The following is a 16,477-nucleotide window of genomic DNA, read 5'->3' on the forward strand; positions in this document are numbered from 1 at the left end:
GTGAGCGTGCCGGGGCACGTGGGCGCGGCAACCGGTTGTGTGAGCGTTCACAAATACGCGTGATTTTGCCTCTCGCTCGTCCAACAAGGCCACTATTCTGGAATTTGTTAGAGAAACCAACGCTAAGGAGTAGCTGTGGCAGCAATTGAAAGCGTATACGCGCGCGAAATCCTTGATTCCCGTGGAAACCCGACCGTGCAGGTCGTGCTCGACACCGATGACGGCGCTCAGGGCGTCGGCCTGGTGCCCTCAGGTGCTTCGACTGGCGAGGCAGAGGCTTGGGAACGCCGCGACGGCGACAAGTCCCGCTACATGGGCAAGGGTGTGCTTGACGCAGTCAAGGCCGTCAACGAGGTCATCGCCCCGAAGATCATCGGTATGGACGTCACCGATCAGCGTGCGCTCGACGAAACCATGATTGAGCTCGACGGCACCCCCAACAAGGGCAAGCTCGGCGCCAACGCCATCCTCGGCGTGTCCCTGGCCGCCCTGTATGCCGCTGCCGACTGGGCCGACATGCCGCTCTACCGGTACATCGGCGGCACCAACGGCCACATCCTCCCGGTGCCGAACATGAACATCATGAACGGCGGCGCCCACGCGGACTTCGCCACCGACATCCAGGAATACATGATTTCCCCCTACGGCTTCGACACCTACAGCGAGGCCCTGCGCGCCGGCGTCGAGGTGTACCACACCCTGCGTTCCATCCTGAAGAAGGAAGGCTACAACACCGGCCTTGGTGACGAAGGCGGCTTCGCGCCCAAGATGAAGTCCAACGAGGACTCCCTCAAGTACATCATGACCGCCATCGAGCAGGCTGGATACGAGCCCGGCCGTCAGATCGGCATCTGCCTGGACGTGGCCTCCTCCGAGTTCTACAACAAGGAGACGGGCAAGTACCACTTCGATGGTGAGGACCGCGACGCGGACTACATGCTCGACTACTACAAGGGCCTGGTGGAGAAGTACCCGCTGGTTTCCATCGAGGATCCGTTCGCCGAAGAAGACTGGGAAGCTTGGCAGAAGATTACCGCCGCTCTGGGCGACCAGCTCCAGTTCGTGGGCGACGACCTCCTGGTCACCAACCCCAAGCGTCTGCAGAAGGGCATCGACCTGAAGGCCGCAAACTCCCTGCTCGTCAAGCTCAACCAGATCGGCACCGTCACCGAGACCCTCGACGCCATCGAGCTGGCCACCGCCAACGGCTTCACCTCCATGGTGTCCCACCGTTCCGGCGAGACCCCGGATACCACCATCTCCGATCTCGCGGTTGCCAAGAACACCCGCCAGATCAAGACCGGCGCCCCGGCCCGTGGCGAGCGCATCGCCAAGTACAACCGCCTGCTTGAGATCGAGGAGGAGCTTGGCTCCACCGCTCAGTATGCCGGCTACAGCGCCTTCAAGGCCTGCAAGAAGTACATGAAGTAAGTGTTCAGCATGGCGCGTTGTCAGCGCCTGATGCGAGCACAATACTGAGTTCGGGCGCACATCTTCCAGTAAGGTGTGCGCCCGAACTGTTCCACCCGCCGCATTCTGCATAAGGTCGAATGCGGCGGGTATTTTCGTGACTATGAGTAGTACCAATTCAGGTGGCTCGCCAAGCGGCAGACGCAGGGGTGAAAGACAAGTGAGTGAACGGAGGCAGTCAATGCCAAACGCTCGCCAATCATCAGACCCCAGAGGCTTTTCGAAGGCTCGCGCCGCGCAGAGCGTGCGCGCTGAATTAGACCGAGAGCGGCAGGCTGCCAGTGCACGATCACAGCGTGAGCATGCTGTACCGAGCGGCGTATCCGCAAAGAAGAAACGCGGTTCCACTTCGTCTCTGAATGCACGCAAAGATGACCGTCACGCACGTAACAACAAGTCTGCTGACCGGGACAAGGCACGCTCCAAAACCGGTTCCGCACGCTCCGCGACGCGAGCTAAGCAGCAACGGGAATCTGGCCCTATAGCCTTGTTCGCTGCCGTATTCATTGTGCTGTTGGGAACGATTCAACTGGTTGCCACGTTCCATAGCTATGCACAGAACCTGTCGGAACTCAACGGACTGAAACGACAGGAAGCTTCGTTGCAGTCGCAAAAACGCGGTCTGGAGAACGACATCGCCCGTTGGGACGACAAAGCCTATGTTACCGCTCAGGCCAGGGAACGGCTCGGCTTCGTGTTTCCGGGTGAGCAGGCTGTGCATGTGGAGCATCCGGAGGCGGTGACCGGAGTCAAGCCCAAAAAGGGCGGTTCGGCTACCGCAGTGTCCAAACCGTTGCCCTGGTACAGTGAGATGTCCTATTCGTTCAAGAAGGCCGATGCTCCATTGCCCAAGCGCGACGATGACACCGGAGTGGTGTCGGGCAGTGCCCAAGACAAGACACATCCCAAGAGCGATGCCGGAAATGGTGCAGACAATAACGGCACTGATGACAAGAGTTCAAAGAAATGAGCCAGACAGACATGACAATATCGTCCAAACAGCAAGCCGAGCAAGACATTCCGGCTGCCATACGCACCGCGGCACAAGCGCTGGTGGATCGTGTAATGAGTGATGCCCCGAGTGAACGGGACATCGCCATGGTCACCAAACAGCTAGGTCGCTATCCTAGGGGAATGGTGGCAGTTGGAGCCAGGTGTGCAGTCTGCGGCAGCCCGTTGGCCGTGGTGACGCGTCCAGAGCTGCCGGACGGCACCCCTTTCCCGACAACGTGTTACCTCACCAGCCCGGAGGCGGTGAAAGCGGTCTCTCATGTGGAGGCAAGCGGGGCAATGGCACAGATGACGGAGGAGCTGGAAGGCAGTGAAGATCTGCAGGCGTGTTACCGCGCCGCCCATCAGCAGTACTTGGCGTTCCGTTCCGAGCTGGCGGCACGACTTGGTGACAGTGAGGAACATGTGCAGGGCATCAGTGCAGGAGGTATGCCGGTTCGTGTGAAGTGCCTGCATGCCTTGCTGGCGCAGACGCTGGTGATGGGTGCTGGCATCAACCCGTTCGGAGACAGTGTATTGGAACAGGTGAAGGATGAGTTCTCGCCGGACGTCTGCCGGTGCAGTGTGCGAGCGGATATGTTGGAGTGAGGGCGAGCTTCACTGGTCGACTCGAATGTGGCACATGTGCATGAGAGACCACTGCAACGGCATGCGGCAGTAAGGCTGCGATCGAATCTTTAGGTATCTGACGAAGGAAGCAATCATGAAACAGACGGCACAGCGGGATTCGGTAGTGGTAGCTGGTGTGGACTGCGGTACGAATTCGATTCGTCTCAAAGTATCACGCGTATATCAGGACGGACATGTGGACGACATCGTACCTCGTATGTTGCGTGTGATTCGTTTGGGCGAAGGAGTGGATGAACACCACCGTTTCTCCGAGGCCGCGCTGGAACGTGCGTGGGATGCCGCGCATGCCTTCGCTGCAGTGTTGCAGGAGCATCCGGTGGACGGGCTGCGTTTCGTGGCCACTTCGGCTACCAGGGATGCGCAGAACCGCGACGTGTTCGAGCAGGGCATCCGTGACATTCTGGGGGTGACTCCCGAGGTGATTGCAGGGACTCAAGAGGCGGCGTTAAGCTTTTTGGGTGCCACTGGCAGTGTGCCGAGAAACGGTCTTGAAGCCCCGTATTTGGTGGTCGACTTGGGTGGTGGCTCCACGGAGCTGGTGCTTGGTGGAGACGGTGTGGACGCTCCGGCTACGTCTGTGCGCGCCGCGTTTTCGATGGATATTGGCTCGGTGCGCATGACGGAGCGGCACTTGTTGGCCGACCCTCCCACGCAGGCGCAGATTGATGAGGCCGTAGCCGACGTTGACCGGCATATTGACGAGGCGTTTGAGCATGTCCCTGCCGGGCAGGCGCGCACCATCATTGGCGTGTCGGGCAGTGTTACCACCATGACTGCGCTGGCATTGGGGCTCGATGAGTACGATCATAGCGCGGTTGATGGGGTTCGGTTGCCTATTGCAGACGCTGTGGCGGTCGATGAGAAGTTCTTGAGGATGTCCCGGGCGGAACGTTCGAGCTATCGGGCCATTCATCCCGGCCGCATCGATGTGGTGGGTGGCGGAGCATTGGTGTGGAATCGTGTGCTTGAACGGGTGTCTGCCGCTGCACAGGCTGACCATGGTACGCCTATTGACTCATTTGTCTCCAGCGATCACGGTCTGTTGGACGGCATTGTGATGGACTACGGAGCCCGGTTGTTGTACCCCCGGTCGGACTCGAACCGACATGCCAATGGCGACTGATTTTAAGTCAGGTGCGTCTACCAATTCCGCCACGGGGGCACGTCTGAAACAGACATAGCCATTGTGCCACAAGCGCTCTACACTACAGCCGCAGCGTGTGTGGGAACTGAAGCATGTGTGAAAGGATCTATCGAACACATGTGGGGTGCAGCGACACTAATCGCTACACCCCACACGCAGGGAAACCTCAATCGAACGTGTTACTTCACACGCTTGATGAGCAGGGCGGCACCTGCCGAGACGACGGTCATGACGATGGCGACAGGGAACACCAGATCATAGCCGTGGCCGATGGCCACGCAAACCGTGGTGCACACCGAACCCAAGGCCTGACCGGCGCAGGTGGCGATGTTGATGAAGCCCAGGTCCTTGCCGGCGTTCTCCTTGTTAGGAAGCACTGCGACGTTCAACGCCTGATCGATGGCCGAATACATGCCGTAGCCAAAGCCTGCCACACCGGCGAACAGCAGCATGCCGGTAGGTGTCGGGATGGCCCATGCCAGGGCGATGCCGATGGCGTAGAGCGCGCAGGCGAAAACGATAGGAGGCTTGCGGCGCTTGATGAAATCGGAGATGGGGCCGGAAACGGCAGTGGCGATGAGCGAGACCACCATGGTGATCACCGACATTGTGGCGATTACGGCACCGGCCTCGGCCTTGCTCTGCCCGAGACGGTCTTCGCAAATGAAGAGCTGGTAGGCGGTGATCATCTGATAGGCGATGAGCAGGCCGGTACGGCACACGAATGCCTTCCAGAAGTCGCTCGCACCCTTGGTCGGCGGAGTGAACGCGTGCACGAGCACCTTCCACAACGACTCGTTGTTCTTCGGGGTGTCCAGGTTGGCCTTCTCCTTGGGGATGATGACCATGGCCAGCCATCCGGCCAGCAGCAGGGAAATGCCGGAGAGTGCGAAACCGATGGTGGTGTGGGAGATGAACTGGGCGGCGAGCAGGTTGCCCAGGCCCTGGCCGATCACAGCGCCACCGCCGAACGCCGCCGAAGCGGTGCCGCGGTCACGCTCGGGCACACGGTCCGAGAGGATGGCGGTAATGGGGGCAATCATCATGTTCAGGCCGATGAGCGAGAAGCAGTAGGCGATGCCCACTCCAACACCGATGGTGGGCAGGCCGGTGGCGTAGAAGGACAGGCCGCACAGTACCGCGCCGGAGACAATCCATGGGGTGCGCTTGCCGAAGCGGGAACGTGTGCGGTCGGACATGCTGCCGATGAACACGTTGATGAACATGGAGAGTACGGCGCCCACGCCGTTGATGGTACCGAGCAGGGTGCTGGGGTCGTCTACGCCGATGTCGCGCAGGCGCTGTGGCATGAGCACGCTGCCCACCATGGTGAAGCCCACATAGGTGAGTGTGTTGTAGACGAAGAGTCCAATGATGTAACGCCAAGCTTCGCGACGAGAGCTGCTGCCTGGTTGGGCGGATGACGGCTCGTTGGCGGTGATGTTTTGTTCCATGATACTTCTTTACTGTATTGCTGTGAGGGTTTGATCGTACGGTCGCAGCTCCTACGCTGCGCTGAACAGGCAAACCTGGATTGGTATGTGGAATTCATACGTGGAGTGGCGGTTCAGACCACTCCACACAAGCATGTCGAACGCCGTTCGGGGCATAACGGTGACCGAACGGCATTCCGGCAGGGCTCAGTCGTCGAGCTGAATCCACGCGGACGTATCCTGCGGCAAGGTGCCGTCGGCGTTGAGCGGGCTGGAGGTGAGCAGCACCTTACCTTCAGGCAAGGTCATCGGCTCAGCGCTGAAATTGGTGACATTGGCCCAACCGTTCGCACGGCGATAGGCGATCGAACCGCCCAAGTTGCCGTCAGCTCCGTCAGGTTCGCTTCCCTGGCGGTCAAACCCGTCAAGCCAGGTCAGGCTCGTGTCTGTGGTCTGCAGCTCATGACGCATCTTGACCACCTTGCGGTACAACGAGAGCACCGAACTGTCGTCCTCTTCCTGCGTGCGGGCTGCGACTTGAGAGAACCATGCAGGCTGGGGCAGATGCGGCTTGGAAGCGCCTGCGGGGGAGAAGCCGTACGTATTGCTTGCATCGTCCTCCCAAGGCAGTGGCACGCGGCAGCCGTCGCGGCCTTTCTTGGACAAGTTGCGAGAAGTGCCGAACGCCCACGGATCCTCAAGATCATCCCATGCAATATCGGCGACTTCGAACAGGCCGAGTTCCTCACCCTGGTAAATGTAGGCGGAACCGGGCAGCGCCATCTCCAGCATCACTGCCGCACGCGCACGGCGAGTACCGGCTTCGCGATCCTCGACGTAGGTGGTGCCGTCGCGCAAGATCCAATCATTGGCGATGGCATGGTATAAACCGTTGTTGGTCTTGACCTGCGGCAACGCATAGCGGGTGGCGCTGCGAGGCACATCATGATTGCCCATCACCCAGGTGGAAGTGGAACCGCCGGTCTGCGCTGCCGAGGCGATACCGTCCTCGATGGCGCTGTGCATCTCGTCACGCAGCCAGTTGCATTCGGCGAATTTGAAGTTGAACACCTGGCCCAGCTCATCGGGGCGAGCATAGAGATGCTGACGTGAAGCCGGCACCCAAGCCTCACCAACGGCGAAGCGTGCCGGAGTGTACTTGTCGAAGACCTCGCTGCGCCACTGACGGAAGATCTCGTGCACCTCCTCGCGGTCATAGACCGGGTGGGTGCCGTCTTCCACGGTGACGTGCATGGCGTCCACATCGTAGTTGTCCAGGTCGTCGCGATCGAGATCCTTGGCCAGAGCCTGTGCCACGTCGATGCGGAAACCGTCTGTGCCATGGTCGCACCAGAAGGTCAGTGTCTTGATGAAGTCCTCACGCACCTCGGGGTTGTCCCAGTTGAAGTCAGGCTGCTCCTTGGTGAACAGGTGCAGGTACCACTGGCCATCGGGTACGCGCGTCCAGGCAGAACCGCCGAAGTTGGCAAGCCAGTTGGTGGGGGGCAATTCGCCGTTCTCACCTTTGCCGTCGCGGAAGACGTAGCGCTCACGTTCCGGGGAACCGGGGGCTGCTTTGAGTGCCTCCTGGAACCAGGGGTGCAGGTGGGAGGAGTGGTTGGGGACGATGTCGACCATCACTTTGATGTCGCGGGCGTGGGCTGCTTCCACCATGCGGTCGAAGTCGTCCATGGTGCCCAGCTTGGGGTCGACGTTGCGGTAGTCCTGCACGTCGTAGCCGCCATCGGCCAGCTCGGAAGGGTAGAAGGGTGAGAGCCATACGGCGTCCACACCGAGCTCTTTGAGATAGTCCATCTTGGAAGTGACGCCGTTGATGTCTCCTAGGCCCGATCCGGTGGAGTCCTTGAAACTGCGTGGGTAGATCTGGTAGACCACTGCTTGTTTCCACCACAGGTCAGCATCGGTAAAAGCGCTTTTATCATGCGTTTCGTTATGTTGTTCTTGCATAGCTACTTCCTTATAGTGCATGGCGTTAATATGGTTATTTCAGCATTTGTAGACGTTATTGTCTGGTGAAATGCCGATACTGCAAAATAATAGCGCTTGCATGGTAAAAGTCAACTCGCCCCATGAACAGCGCGAGTTGCCAAGTTGCAGTAGAATCAGAAACGTTTCGCCGTCAGTACAATCCGTGCAAGAAACGGCGTCAGCTAGGGGGAAATGCATGGCCAGGGTCACGCTTCATGACGTTGCGAGGGAGGCAGGGGTTTCGGATTCCACGGTCTCCAGGTCGCTGCGAGGCTTGGATAAAGTCGATGAGCGCACACGCCGGACAGTCAAAGAGGCGGCGCAGCGTCTGCATTTTTCCTTTGCGCGCAATGCCTCGTCGCTGGCCAGCGGGAAGACCATGAGGGTGTCGCTGCTCTTCTCAGACGCGCTCAACACTTGGTTTGATGCCGGTGTGATGCAGGGGGCCTACGAAGTGCTGGTGCCCAGCCACTACGACATCATTCCCAACATGGTGCGCGATCACTCCCAGCTTGACGAGTTCTTTGACCGGCTGCCCGCTGGGGGCAACGTGGATGCGGTGGTCGTTGCCTCCATCAACCTGAGCAAACGGCATATTGGAGTACTCAAGCATCTCACCATTCCTACTGTGGGGCTTGATTCCAGAACCATCACAGGTTTCGACGCTTCGGTGCTCATGGACGACAAACGGGCCATGGATGACGCTGTTCGTCTGCTCAGGGCGTTGGGACACCGCAACATCGGGTTTGTGGGGTGGCCCGAACCGGGGGACTTGGAATTCAGTACCCAGCTGCGTGTTCGCGATTTCGTCGAGGCTGCACAGGCACAAGGGTATAGCCGGCGGCAGGTGCAACATTTTGACTTGGGGAAAGTACGGGATTATCGCAGCCGTGATGAGGCGCTTGACGCGGCGGCCTCCCGGATTCTTCAGGCACCGGTTCGTCCGACCGCCATTTGTGTGGAGACGGACGATTTTGCGGTGCCGCTGGTGGCTCGTCTGCGCAGCAAAGGTATGCGCGTGCCCGAGGATATGTCGGTAATAGGGTTTGACGACAATGATGTGGCCGGTGCTGTTGGGCTGACCACCATCCACCAGGATCCGGTTGACATGTCTCGAAACGCGTCCCTCAAGGCGCTTTCCCTAATGCGTTCCGAACCTCTGGCACAGCCTCATGATGTGGTGAGGTCGGTGCTCATGGTACGTGACACCACCACATTTGCGCCAGAACAGTGAATCGCAGGTGGGGCGCGAAGTGCCAACTGCCGCGCCTTTCTGCTTGCCGTATGTCACCTGTATGACGGTTCGGTAACCGTGCTGTGTCGGCGGTATGAACGCGCCGTTTCTCTGCTCGCGCAGCGGCTCCGATACGGGTATGCGGACGGCTAGAATATTGGTCATGTTCAGCATTCTCGATATGTTCAAAGTAGGAGTGGGGCCCAGCTCATCGCACACCGTGGGGCCGATGGCGGCCGGTGCGGCGTTTGCGTCCTCTCTCTCTACCGGTACAGCGGCGGCAGATGCCTCACGCAAACTCATCGATATGGTGCGTCGTGTGGAAGTGACCTTGTATGGGTCGCTTTCTCTTACCGGTTTGGGGCACGGAACCGACCGTGCTGCGGTGGCTGGCTTGGAGGGCAGTGTGCCGGCCACGGTTGACACCGATCATTTGCTTGACATCAAACACGAGTGTGAGCGCAATGGTTTCATCATGCTCAATGGCACGCATCGCGTAGAGTTCGACTATGATCGTGACGTGGTGTTTGAACAGTGGGAACGGCTGGCGCCACACACCAACGGTATGCGCTTCAAAGCGTTTGCAGGCAACGGCGAGGTGATTGCCGAGCAGGTTTGGTATTCCATCGGTGGCGGCTTTATTCGTCAGGGCCACGCAGATGACTTGATGATCGGCATTCATGACCAGCCTCCGGCAGGCTCGTCCTTCGCTGATCAAGAGAGTGCGGACGATGCTGATTTCCCTGCCGAAGCTCCGTATCCGTTCTCGTCCAGCGTAGAATTGCTGGAACTGTGCCGTACCACGGGGAAAAGCATCTCGCAGATTGCCTGGGAGAATGAAATTGCCGTGCAGCCTGAGGCTGAAGTGAGGGCGCGCCTGCTGCGCGTGTGGGAATACATGCAAGAGTGCGTCAATGCCGGCTGCACCAGTCGCCAGACGGTACTTCCGGGAGGACTTAATGTGCCTCGGCGTGCGCCGAAAATCTATCAGCGCTTGGCCAGCGGAGCCGATGTGCTGGGGCTGACTCATAGTGCACAGGCGTCTTCCGCAGTCGGGCGGGGGATTGCTCAGCCTGGTGCGGCCAGTGACACGTTCGGCATCCGGCATGCCGATGATGCAAACGATGACGTGCTGCCGCAGATACATCAGGGCGCAACGCCGGTACCGGATGCCAGCGTGCTCTATGACTCGCATTCGGCATGGCTGGATCTGTTTGCCATGGCGGTGAATGAAGAGAATGCCGGAGGTGGCCGCATCATCACAGCACCCACCAACGGTTCTGCCGGCATCATTCCTGCCGTGCTGGAGTATTACTGGCACTTCTGCGATGGCGCCGACGAAGATGGGGTCATCCGCTTCCTCTTGGCAGCAGGTGCCGTCGGCTATCTGTTCAAACGCAATGCCTCGATCTCCGGAGCTGAAGTAGGATGCCAAGGTGAGGTCGGGTCTGCGTGTTCCATGGCTGCCGCAGGGTTATGCGAAGTGATGGGCGGCACACCCGAGCAGGTGGAGAACGCTGCCGAGATCGGCATCGAGCATCACCTGGGGCTGACTTGCGACCCTGTGGCCGGACTGGTGCAGGTGCCATGCATTGAACGCAACGCCATGGCGGCCAACACGGCGGTCAATGCTGTGCGGGTGTCGTTGCTGGGAGACGGCGGGCACATCGTCACGCTTGATCAGGCCATTAAAACCATGAAGGATACCGGCGAGGACATGATGGCCAAGTATAAGGAAACTTCCAAGGGAGGACTCGCGGTCAACGTGGTTGAGTGCTAGTCTAGTGTCGTTGTGAATCTGGCAATGAATGTGAAGGAGGCCGCATGGCTGGCAATATGCCCGAAGTAAACGCTGAGTTCGGAGCGCATCCGCAGATCGAGTTCCCTGAAGGCGAGGCTCCTAAGGGCCTGAAAGCCGTTGAACTTATCGAAGGCGACGGCCCGATGGTGCGCAGTGGAGACACGGTCACCGTCAATTATCACGGTGTGGTGTGGGGCAAGAGCGACCCGTTCGATTCGAGCTTCGATCGTCATCAGCCCGCGAGCTTCGGCATCGGTGTGGGGCAGGTCATCAAGGGTTGGGATCGCTCGCTGCCGGGCCATAACGTCGGTTCGAGGCTGGTGGTTTCCATTCCGCCGGAGTATGGCTACGGTCGCTCTGGTATGCCTCAGGCTGGCATCGGTGGTGACGATACGCTCGTTTTTGTGGTGGATATCATTTCCACACGCTGATTGGCGGATTAAGGCGCTGCATGGTATCGGTTATGGTGCCGTGCAGCGCTCTATGATTTATGCACACGCGTTTATACGCTGAAATATACGGTTCAAGGCTCAAGGAGGACAAGATGGCCGAAGAAGAGAAGACAGTGCTGCTCACCCAGGAGGCATTCGACAAGCTCAAGAGCGAGCTTGCATACCGCGAGGGGGAGTATCGCGAGGAGATCACCAAACGTATCGCGGTGGCGCGTGCTGAAGGCGACCTTTCTGAGAACGGCGGCTATCAGGCGGCTCGCGAGGAGCAGGGTAAGAACGAGGGGCGCATCATCGAACTGACGGTGAAGCTGCGTAACACCAAGATTGTGCAGGCTCCGCCGAAGGGTACCGTCGGCAACGGTTCGTTGGTGAAGCTTGCGGTTGGTGGTAAAGAGATGCAGGTTGTTCTCGGTTCTCGTGACATCGCTGTGGCCACTGACTTTGATGTTATCAGCCCCGAGTCGCCGATCGGAGCTGCCGTCATGGGCGCCAAGGTCGGTGACACCGTCACCTATCAGGCTCCGAGCGGCCGTGACATAGAGGTTGAGATTAAGGAATCCGAACCTCTGCAGTAATGATTGAATCTATTCCGCGATATATGCAGGAATAAGAAAATAAATATGTAAAGGCATCTTTCTCTTGGCACAGCGGTACAGCGCTGCCAGAGAAAGATGCCTTTTGCGTATAGTCGGTTGCACAAGGATGACGCAACCGCAGCCGAGTGCCGCAGAGAGGTGTTTCGGTGCAGAGCTGACACGCCGTCAGGCTATCTGAGACGGGCTACCTGAGATTTACCACCACCATGTAGATGGCCACCATATGGCAGGCATACCCGGCCACGGTGCCCACATGGAATATTTCGTGGAAGCCAAAGATGCGCGGCCACGGGTCGGGACGACGCAGCGCATACACGACGGCACCGGCAATATAACAGGCTCCTCCGGCAGCGAGCAGCACCACGACTACCGGGCCAGCGGTGGGGGAGTTCCAGAACAGTCCGAGGAAGGCGACTCCTGAGACTCCGAAGACAATGTAGACCACTGTGTACAGCCAGCGGGGCGCGTTGATCCACACTACGTGGATGATGAGCGCCACTGCCGTGCAGACCCACATGCCTACGATCACACGAATGCGCCACGTGTCGCTCAGTGCAAAGGACACTGGAGTGTAGGTGCCTGCGATGAGCAGAAAAATGTTCATGTGGTCGATGCGGCGCAGCACATCGGTGACGCGCGCCGACCAGTCACCCAGATGATAGGCGGCTGAATTGGTGAACAGTACCAACGAACAGACCATGAATACGGCGCAGGCCCACTTAAGGCCCGTGCCGGGAGCCAAGCAGATGAGCACGATGCCTGCGGCCAATGCCAGCGGGGAGGCCACCGCATGAATCCAACCTCGCAGTAACGGCTTTGGCCGGCCGTGTACGTCAAGGCGAACACGGCGACGCGCATCCGGCACATCAATGCCCTCGATGCGTGCGGCTTTCGCCTCGCCCTGTGCCACAATCCGCGTTGCGCGCTGTTCGGCACGGCTGCGGACGGTTTCGGCCCGGGTATGGGCGCGGGTGCGGACCAATGCTGCACGAGCCTCAGTAGAGCGTTGCTGTGCGTTGAGTGCAGCGTTTGCACGCGAATCGCGGTCTGTGGTACTTGGCATATCTCTCCCGCCGTCGCTTGCCTGTATTCAGCTCTCATCGTAACCTACGCTGTCGTAAGTTGCAATGTGACTACCACGTTGTGACGGTATTCGTTTGTCTGGGTCATACGCGGCAGCGCCAGAATCATCTGTGGCAACACGAGCCTGATGTTGAGAATTGTGGAACATGCGTATGATGGTGTCTATGGCTGATTTAGATGAGATTCTTGCCGCGCAATCCGAGTTTGACGCAGGCGACCGCGAATGGCTTCACTTACTGGTGGCTGACTGGCAAGTGGTGGCAGATCTGAGCTTCGCTGACCTGCTTCTTGTGGTAAAGAGGGATGATGGTAAGTTCATCGTTGCGGAACAGTGCCGCCCGTCCACGGTGATGACGTTGCGCAGCGATGATGCGGTTGGCAGCGAAGTGCCGAGCGAACTGGTACCAGAGCTCGAGGATGCCTTGCAAGCGAGTGGGGAGACTCATTCGCAATACCTGCAGACCGTCGGCAAAGCCAAGGTGTGCAACGTCTACACTCCAGTGAGGTGTGGCAACAAGACCCTTGGAATAGTGGTTCGAGAAACGAACATGGCTACCCGAGAGTCCAATGGTCGCTACGAATCAGAGAGCATCAACGCCGGCAAACAACTGTACGATATGATTGCGCGAGGCCAGTTCCCGTACCATGACGCGCTCATGAGCCAACGCCACAATGCGAGAGTTGCAGACGGGTTCATCCTGCTTACCGTAGACGGAGTGGTGCACTATGCCTCGCCCAATGCCATCAGCTGCTTCCGTCGCCTCGGCGCGCTCACAGCCATGGAAGGGCACTACCTGAGTGAGGTGGGCACGAAGCTCATTCATCACGGTGACTCGGTGCCTGACTCGCTGCCCGATGTGCTGAGCGGCAAACTGGCGGCGGACTGCGAACTAGACGCGAACAATTCCATGGTGTCCATGCGCGCGCTGCCGTTGTACAGCGAAAGCAATCGCATCGGCGCCATCGTGCTATGCCGCGACGTCACCGAGCTGCGCCGACGCGAACAGGAGCTGCAAACCAAGGATGCCACCATTTCCGAGATTCATCACAGGGTGAAGAACAACCTCCAGACCGTTTCGGCATTGCTGCGGCTGCAGGCGCGCAAAACCAAGTCGCCCGAGGTAAAGGCGGAGCTGCGGGAGGCGCAGCGGCGCGTGCAGACCATTGCTACCGTGCACGAGGGTCTGAGCCAGACGGTGGATGAGATCGTCGACTTTGACGAGGTGATCGCGAACCTGTTGAAGATGAGCGTTGACTTGGCCAGTATGAAGGACCAGCACATCAACGTGCACTATGTGGGCAAGTTCGGCATGATGCCGGCGCAAGACGCCACGCCGCTTTCGCTGGTGCTCACTGAGCTGATCACCAATGCCGTTGAGCACGGATTCGAAGGGCGCAGCCAAGGCAACATCACCATCTCCGTAGGCCGTAGCGGCAAGAACCTCAACGTGGTGGTGGAAGACGACGGATCCGGTCTTGAGCACGAGGAGCACAACGGCATGGCGCGTTCTTCAGGCTCCGGCTTGGGCACACAGATTATCAACACCTTCGTTACCAACGACTTCGGCGGCACCGTGCGCTGGGAACCGGCTCGCAACGGCGGTACCAGAGTGGTGCTCGACATGAAGCTGCGAGCTGCGCGGGAGTAGTGGAGTAATGCAGCGAGTCGGCAAGTAGCCGCTCCCGAGAGCAGTGAAGCTGCAACTACAGTTGTGGGGTGCATACTCGAATAAGTATGCACCCCACAACTGTACAAGAGCGTTGCTCTAGCGATTTAGTATGCGCCAATTTTGTGTATCACGGCAGAGAAGGTCTTCATGATGATTGCGATGTCACCTGTCAGCGACCAGTTTTGGATATAGGAGACATCGGCGAATTCAGACTGTTCCTGTGTCAGGTTGCTGCGCCCGGAAATCTGCCAGACTCCTGTGATTCCAGGTTTCACCAAAAGTCGTGAGGAGTAGAGAGCTTCGTACTTTGCTACTTCATCTGGGAGTGCTGGGCGGGGCCCGACGAGGCTCATGTCTCCTTTGAGAACGTTAAATAGCTGCGGTAGCTCGTCTATAGAACGGGGGCGCATGAAGTTACCGATTTTGGTGATTCTGGGATCATTCTTCATTTTGAAAATGAAGTTGTCTTCCAAACCGTTTTCTTTGGCGAGTTGATCTTTCATATCGTCGGCGTCGACTCTCATGGAGCGGAACTTATGCATGGTGAATGTTTTGCCGTATATGCCGACGCGCTGCTGATGATAGAACACTGGCCCGCCGTCTTCACGCTTAATGCGCACTGCCACAATCATCATGGGTATGGCAAACAGTATGAGTGCAACGATTGAGCCAACTATGTCAATGACGCGCTTGCAGAATTTGGTGAAGAGCGAATACTGAGTCAGCCGAGCGGTGAGTACTGGCATGGTGGGGTCATTGCGCATGTGCACAGTTGCACCGCTCATATCGGCAACTGATGCAGAGAATGCCAATTCCAATCCCATGCTTTCGGCCGCTAAAGAGAGCGCCTTCATGGCTTCGGAATGGCTCATCATCACGTCGGCCACCAAAATGGTCTGCGCTCCCCAGATACGAGCGTTTTGTGGTAAATGGGAGCTGAAGGATAGCTTATGAAGGTGCTTTTCGATGTCGTTCTGTGGAACGAATGTGGCCGGCACTAAGTTTCTTGTGCTGAGGTCATTGTTGGAAGCGGTCACTGACTCAACTGGGCAGATGGCTACTGGAAGATAGCCGAGTCCTTTGTTTTCGGTGAGCTGCTGCACGGTGGCGTGGATACCTTCGGGAGAGCCAACCACAACGGTTTTGTAGTTATACTCGCCCTTATTGCGATTATGATGCAACATTCTGCGCATGACCCATCGCTCGATGATGGTGAGAACCCCCGTGATCAGAGGGATAGCGATGGTCAGACTACGAGGAATCTCAAGTTTGATGAGGTATACGAATGTGCACAGGAAAATGAAATCCATGAACATGGCGGCGACGATCTTGCTGTATAGCTCGTAGCCTTCTCCCATAGTGTGCCGTGCGTAAGCGTGCTGGCTGACAAGGCTGATAAGCCAAGCGGCGACGATAAGAACCAAATACTTGCCGATTGCTCCATCTTCGGAGTTGCGCACGAGCATGTACTGATAGGTCGATGGGCGGAAGAGGAACACTAGGAAAGTCGCCAGAAGTGTCATAACGGTGTCAAGCACTGCAAGCACTGCGTTGTAGAAAATGCTCCATCCAGGGAAACGCTGGTGAGAGAGTTTTGCTGCGGAAAGTCCGGATTCTTTGTCGTTTATGGCCGATTCGAAGTCGTATGAGCCGTCAAAGAACGCTGCTGCGCGGTCATCCTGAGTTTCTGAAGAGGAGTCATGAGAATAGGCAGAGGTGTTGCTGGAATGCGTGTGCTCAGAGTCTTTGTTGGCACTATATGAGGCAGCAACGTGTGCAGTGTCAAACTCTACAGTTTGCTCCGCTGTGACTTCTGCAGTGTGCTCCGACTGTGGCATGGAATCCTCTTCCCTCGTACTTCTCTGCTTACAGTGTAATGCATATACGAACAATCAAATGACACGTAATTGAGCGGGGGGGGGGAGTTATTTGCGTAAAGATATAGATTCTGTCGTATTTTGAAT

General features: G+C 58.0%; 13 protein-coding genes and 1 tRNA gene. 9 read left to right on the forward strand and 5 right to left on the reverse strand.

All coding sequences use genetic code 11. From position 1 onward, the window contains the following. Positions 1-135 precede the first annotated feature (135 nt). The 4 genes from eno to AC3B5A_RS00880 all read left to right on the forward strand — a co-directional run bounded on the left by eno (position 136) and on the right by AC3B5A_RS00880 (position 4,234). The gene (gene eno, locus AC3B5A_RS00865) at positions 136-1,431 is read left to right on the forward strand and encodes a phosphopyruvate hydratase (protein WP_489798086.1); all 1,296 of its coding nucleotides are present in this window, start codon (positions 136-138) and stop codon (positions 1,429-1,431) included. Between the two features lie 520 nt (positions 1,432-1,951). After that, entirely contained in the window at positions 1,952-2,440 is a 489-nt protein-coding gene (locus AC3B5A_RS00870; protein WP_489798484.1) for an FtsB family cell division protein, read from the forward strand. Between the two features lie 11 nt (positions 2,441-2,451). Next, on the forward strand, positions 2,452-3,069 hold the full coding sequence (locus tag AC3B5A_RS00875; protein ID WP_489798486.1) for a DUF501 domain-containing protein: 618 nt from the start codon (positions 2,452-2,454) through the stop codon (positions 3,067-3,069). A 115-nt stretch (positions 3,070-3,184) separates the two neighbouring features. After that, positions 3,185-4,234: a Ppx/GppA phosphatase family protein gene (locus AC3B5A_RS00880; protein ID WP_489798488.1), complete on the forward strand. Its 1,050-nt coding sequence runs from the start codon at positions 3,185-3,187 to the stop codon at positions 4,232-4,234. Here AC3B5A_RS00880 and AC3B5A_RS00885 read toward each other — a convergent pair. The 3 genes from AC3B5A_RS00885 to AC3B5A_RS00895 form a co-directional block, all read right to left on the reverse strand. After that, positions 4,193-4,273: transfer RNA gene (locus AC3B5A_RS00885), tRNA-Leu, on the reverse strand. The genes AC3B5A_RS00880 and AC3B5A_RS00885 overlap by 42 nt on opposite strands. Positions 4,274-4,434: 161 nt before the next feature. Then, entirely contained in the window at positions 4,435-5,709 is a 1,275-nt protein-coding gene (locus AC3B5A_RS00890) for an MFS transporter (protein WP_489798088.1), read from the reverse strand. Positions 5,710-5,895: 186 nt separating this feature from the next. Continuing rightward, entirely contained in the window at positions 5,896-7,656 is a 1,761-nt protein-coding gene (locus AC3B5A_RS00895; protein ID WP_489798090.1) for a glycoside hydrolase family 13 protein, read from the reverse strand. Positions 7,657-7,873: 217 nt separating this feature from the next. Here AC3B5A_RS00895 and AC3B5A_RS00900 point away from each other — a divergent pair, with 217 nt between their 5' ends. The 4 genes from AC3B5A_RS00900 (at position 7,874) to AC3B5A_RS00915 (ending at position 11,739) form a co-directional block, all read left to right on the forward strand. Next, entirely contained in the window at positions 7,874-8,911 is a 1,038-nt protein-coding gene (locus AC3B5A_RS00900) for a LacI family DNA-binding transcriptional regulator (RefSeq protein ID WP_489798092.1), read from the forward strand. A gap of 163 nt (positions 8,912-9,074) precedes the next feature. Continuing rightward, positions 9,075-10,691 (forward strand): L-serine ammonia-lyase, iron-sulfur-dependent, subunit alpha, encoded by a 1,617-nt coding sequence (locus tag AC3B5A_RS00905; RefSeq protein WP_489798093.1) that lies wholly within the window; start codon positions 9,075-9,077, stop codon positions 10,689-10,691. 44 nt (positions 10,692-10,735) lie between these two features. Next, the gene (locus AC3B5A_RS00910) at positions 10,736-11,143 is read left to right on the forward strand and encodes an FKBP-type peptidyl-prolyl cis-trans isomerase (RefSeq protein ID WP_489798095.1); all 408 of its coding nucleotides are present in this window, start codon (positions 10,736-10,738) and stop codon (positions 11,141-11,143) included. 113 nt (positions 11,144-11,256) lie between these two features. Then, positions 11,257-11,739: a GreA/GreB family elongation factor gene (locus AC3B5A_RS00915; protein WP_489798097.1), complete on the forward strand. Its 483-nt coding sequence runs from the start codon at positions 11,257-11,259 to the stop codon at positions 11,737-11,739. A gap of 205 nt (positions 11,740-11,944) precedes the next feature. On the opposite strand, the gene trhA is transcribed toward AC3B5A_RS00915, so the two are convergent. After that, positions 11,945-12,823 (reverse strand): PAQR family membrane homeostasis protein TrhA, encoded by an 879-nt coding sequence (gene trhA, locus AC3B5A_RS00920; RefSeq protein WP_489798099.1) that lies wholly within the window; start codon positions 12,821-12,823, stop codon positions 11,945-11,947. A gap of 184 nt (positions 12,824-13,007) precedes the next feature. Here trhA and AC3B5A_RS00925 point away from each other — a divergent pair, with 184 nt between their 5' ends. Beyond that, entirely contained in the window at positions 13,008-14,492 is a 1,485-nt protein-coding gene (locus tag AC3B5A_RS00925) for a sensor histidine kinase (protein WP_489798100.1), read from the forward strand. Between the two features lie 125 nt (positions 14,493-14,617). Here AC3B5A_RS00925 and AC3B5A_RS00930 read toward each other — a convergent pair whose 3' ends face one another. Next, positions 14,618-16,351: a sugar transferase gene (locus tag AC3B5A_RS00930; protein WP_489798101.1), complete on the reverse strand. Its 1,734-nt coding sequence runs from the start codon at positions 16,349-16,351 to the stop codon at positions 14,618-14,620. Positions 16,352-16,477: the final 126 nt, after the last annotated feature.

The sequence above is a fragment of the Bifidobacterium sp. ESL1133 genome, assembly GCF_058107325.1.

What these genes read in the sequence shown, in the direction of transcription:
- AC3B5A_RS00905 (WP_489798093.1), top strand. Translation starts at nt 9,075, where the DNA reads ATGTTCAGCATTCTCGATATGTTCAAAGTAGGAGTGGGGCCCAGCTCA.
- AC3B5A_RS00910 (WP_489798095.1), top strand. Translation starts at nt 10,736, where the DNA reads ATGGCTGGCAATATGCCCGAAGTAAACGCTGAGTTCGGAGCGCATCCG.
- AC3B5A_RS00890 (WP_489798088.1), bottom strand. Translation starts at nt 5,709, where the DNA reads ATGGAACAAAACATCACCGCCAACGAGCCGTCATCCGCCCAACCAGGC.
- AC3B5A_RS00915 (WP_489798097.1), top strand. Translation starts at nt 11,257, where the DNA reads ATGGCCGAAGAAGAGAAGACAGTGCTGCTCACCCAGGAGGCATTCGAC.
- AC3B5A_RS00930 (WP_489798101.1), bottom strand. Translation starts at nt 16,351, where the DNA reads ATGCCACAGTCGGAGCACACTGCAGAAGTCACAGCGGAGCAAACTGTA.
- AC3B5A_RS00875 (WP_489798486.1), top strand. Translation starts at nt 2,452, where the DNA reads ATGACAATATCGTCCAAACAGCAAGCCGAGCAAGACATTCCGGCTGCC.
- AC3B5A_RS00880 (WP_489798488.1), top strand. Translation starts at nt 3,185, where the DNA reads ATGAAACAGACGGCACAGCGGGATTCGGTAGTGGTAGCTGGTGTGGAC.
- AC3B5A_RS00900 (WP_489798092.1), top strand. Translation starts at nt 7,874, where the DNA reads ATGGCCAGGGTCACGCTTCATGACGTTGCGAGGGAGGCAGGGGTTTCG.
- trhA (WP_489798099.1), bottom strand. Translation starts at nt 12,823, where the DNA reads ATGCCAAGTACCACAGACCGCGATTCGCGTGCAAACGCTGCACTCAAC.
- AC3B5A_RS00895 (WP_489798090.1), bottom strand. Translation starts at nt 7,656, where the DNA reads ATGCAAGAACAACATAACGAAACGCATGATAAAAGCGCTTTTACCGAT.
- AC3B5A_RS00925 (WP_489798100.1), top strand. Translation starts at nt 13,008, where the DNA reads ATGGCTGATTTAGATGAGATTCTTGCCGCGCAATCCGAGTTTGACGCA.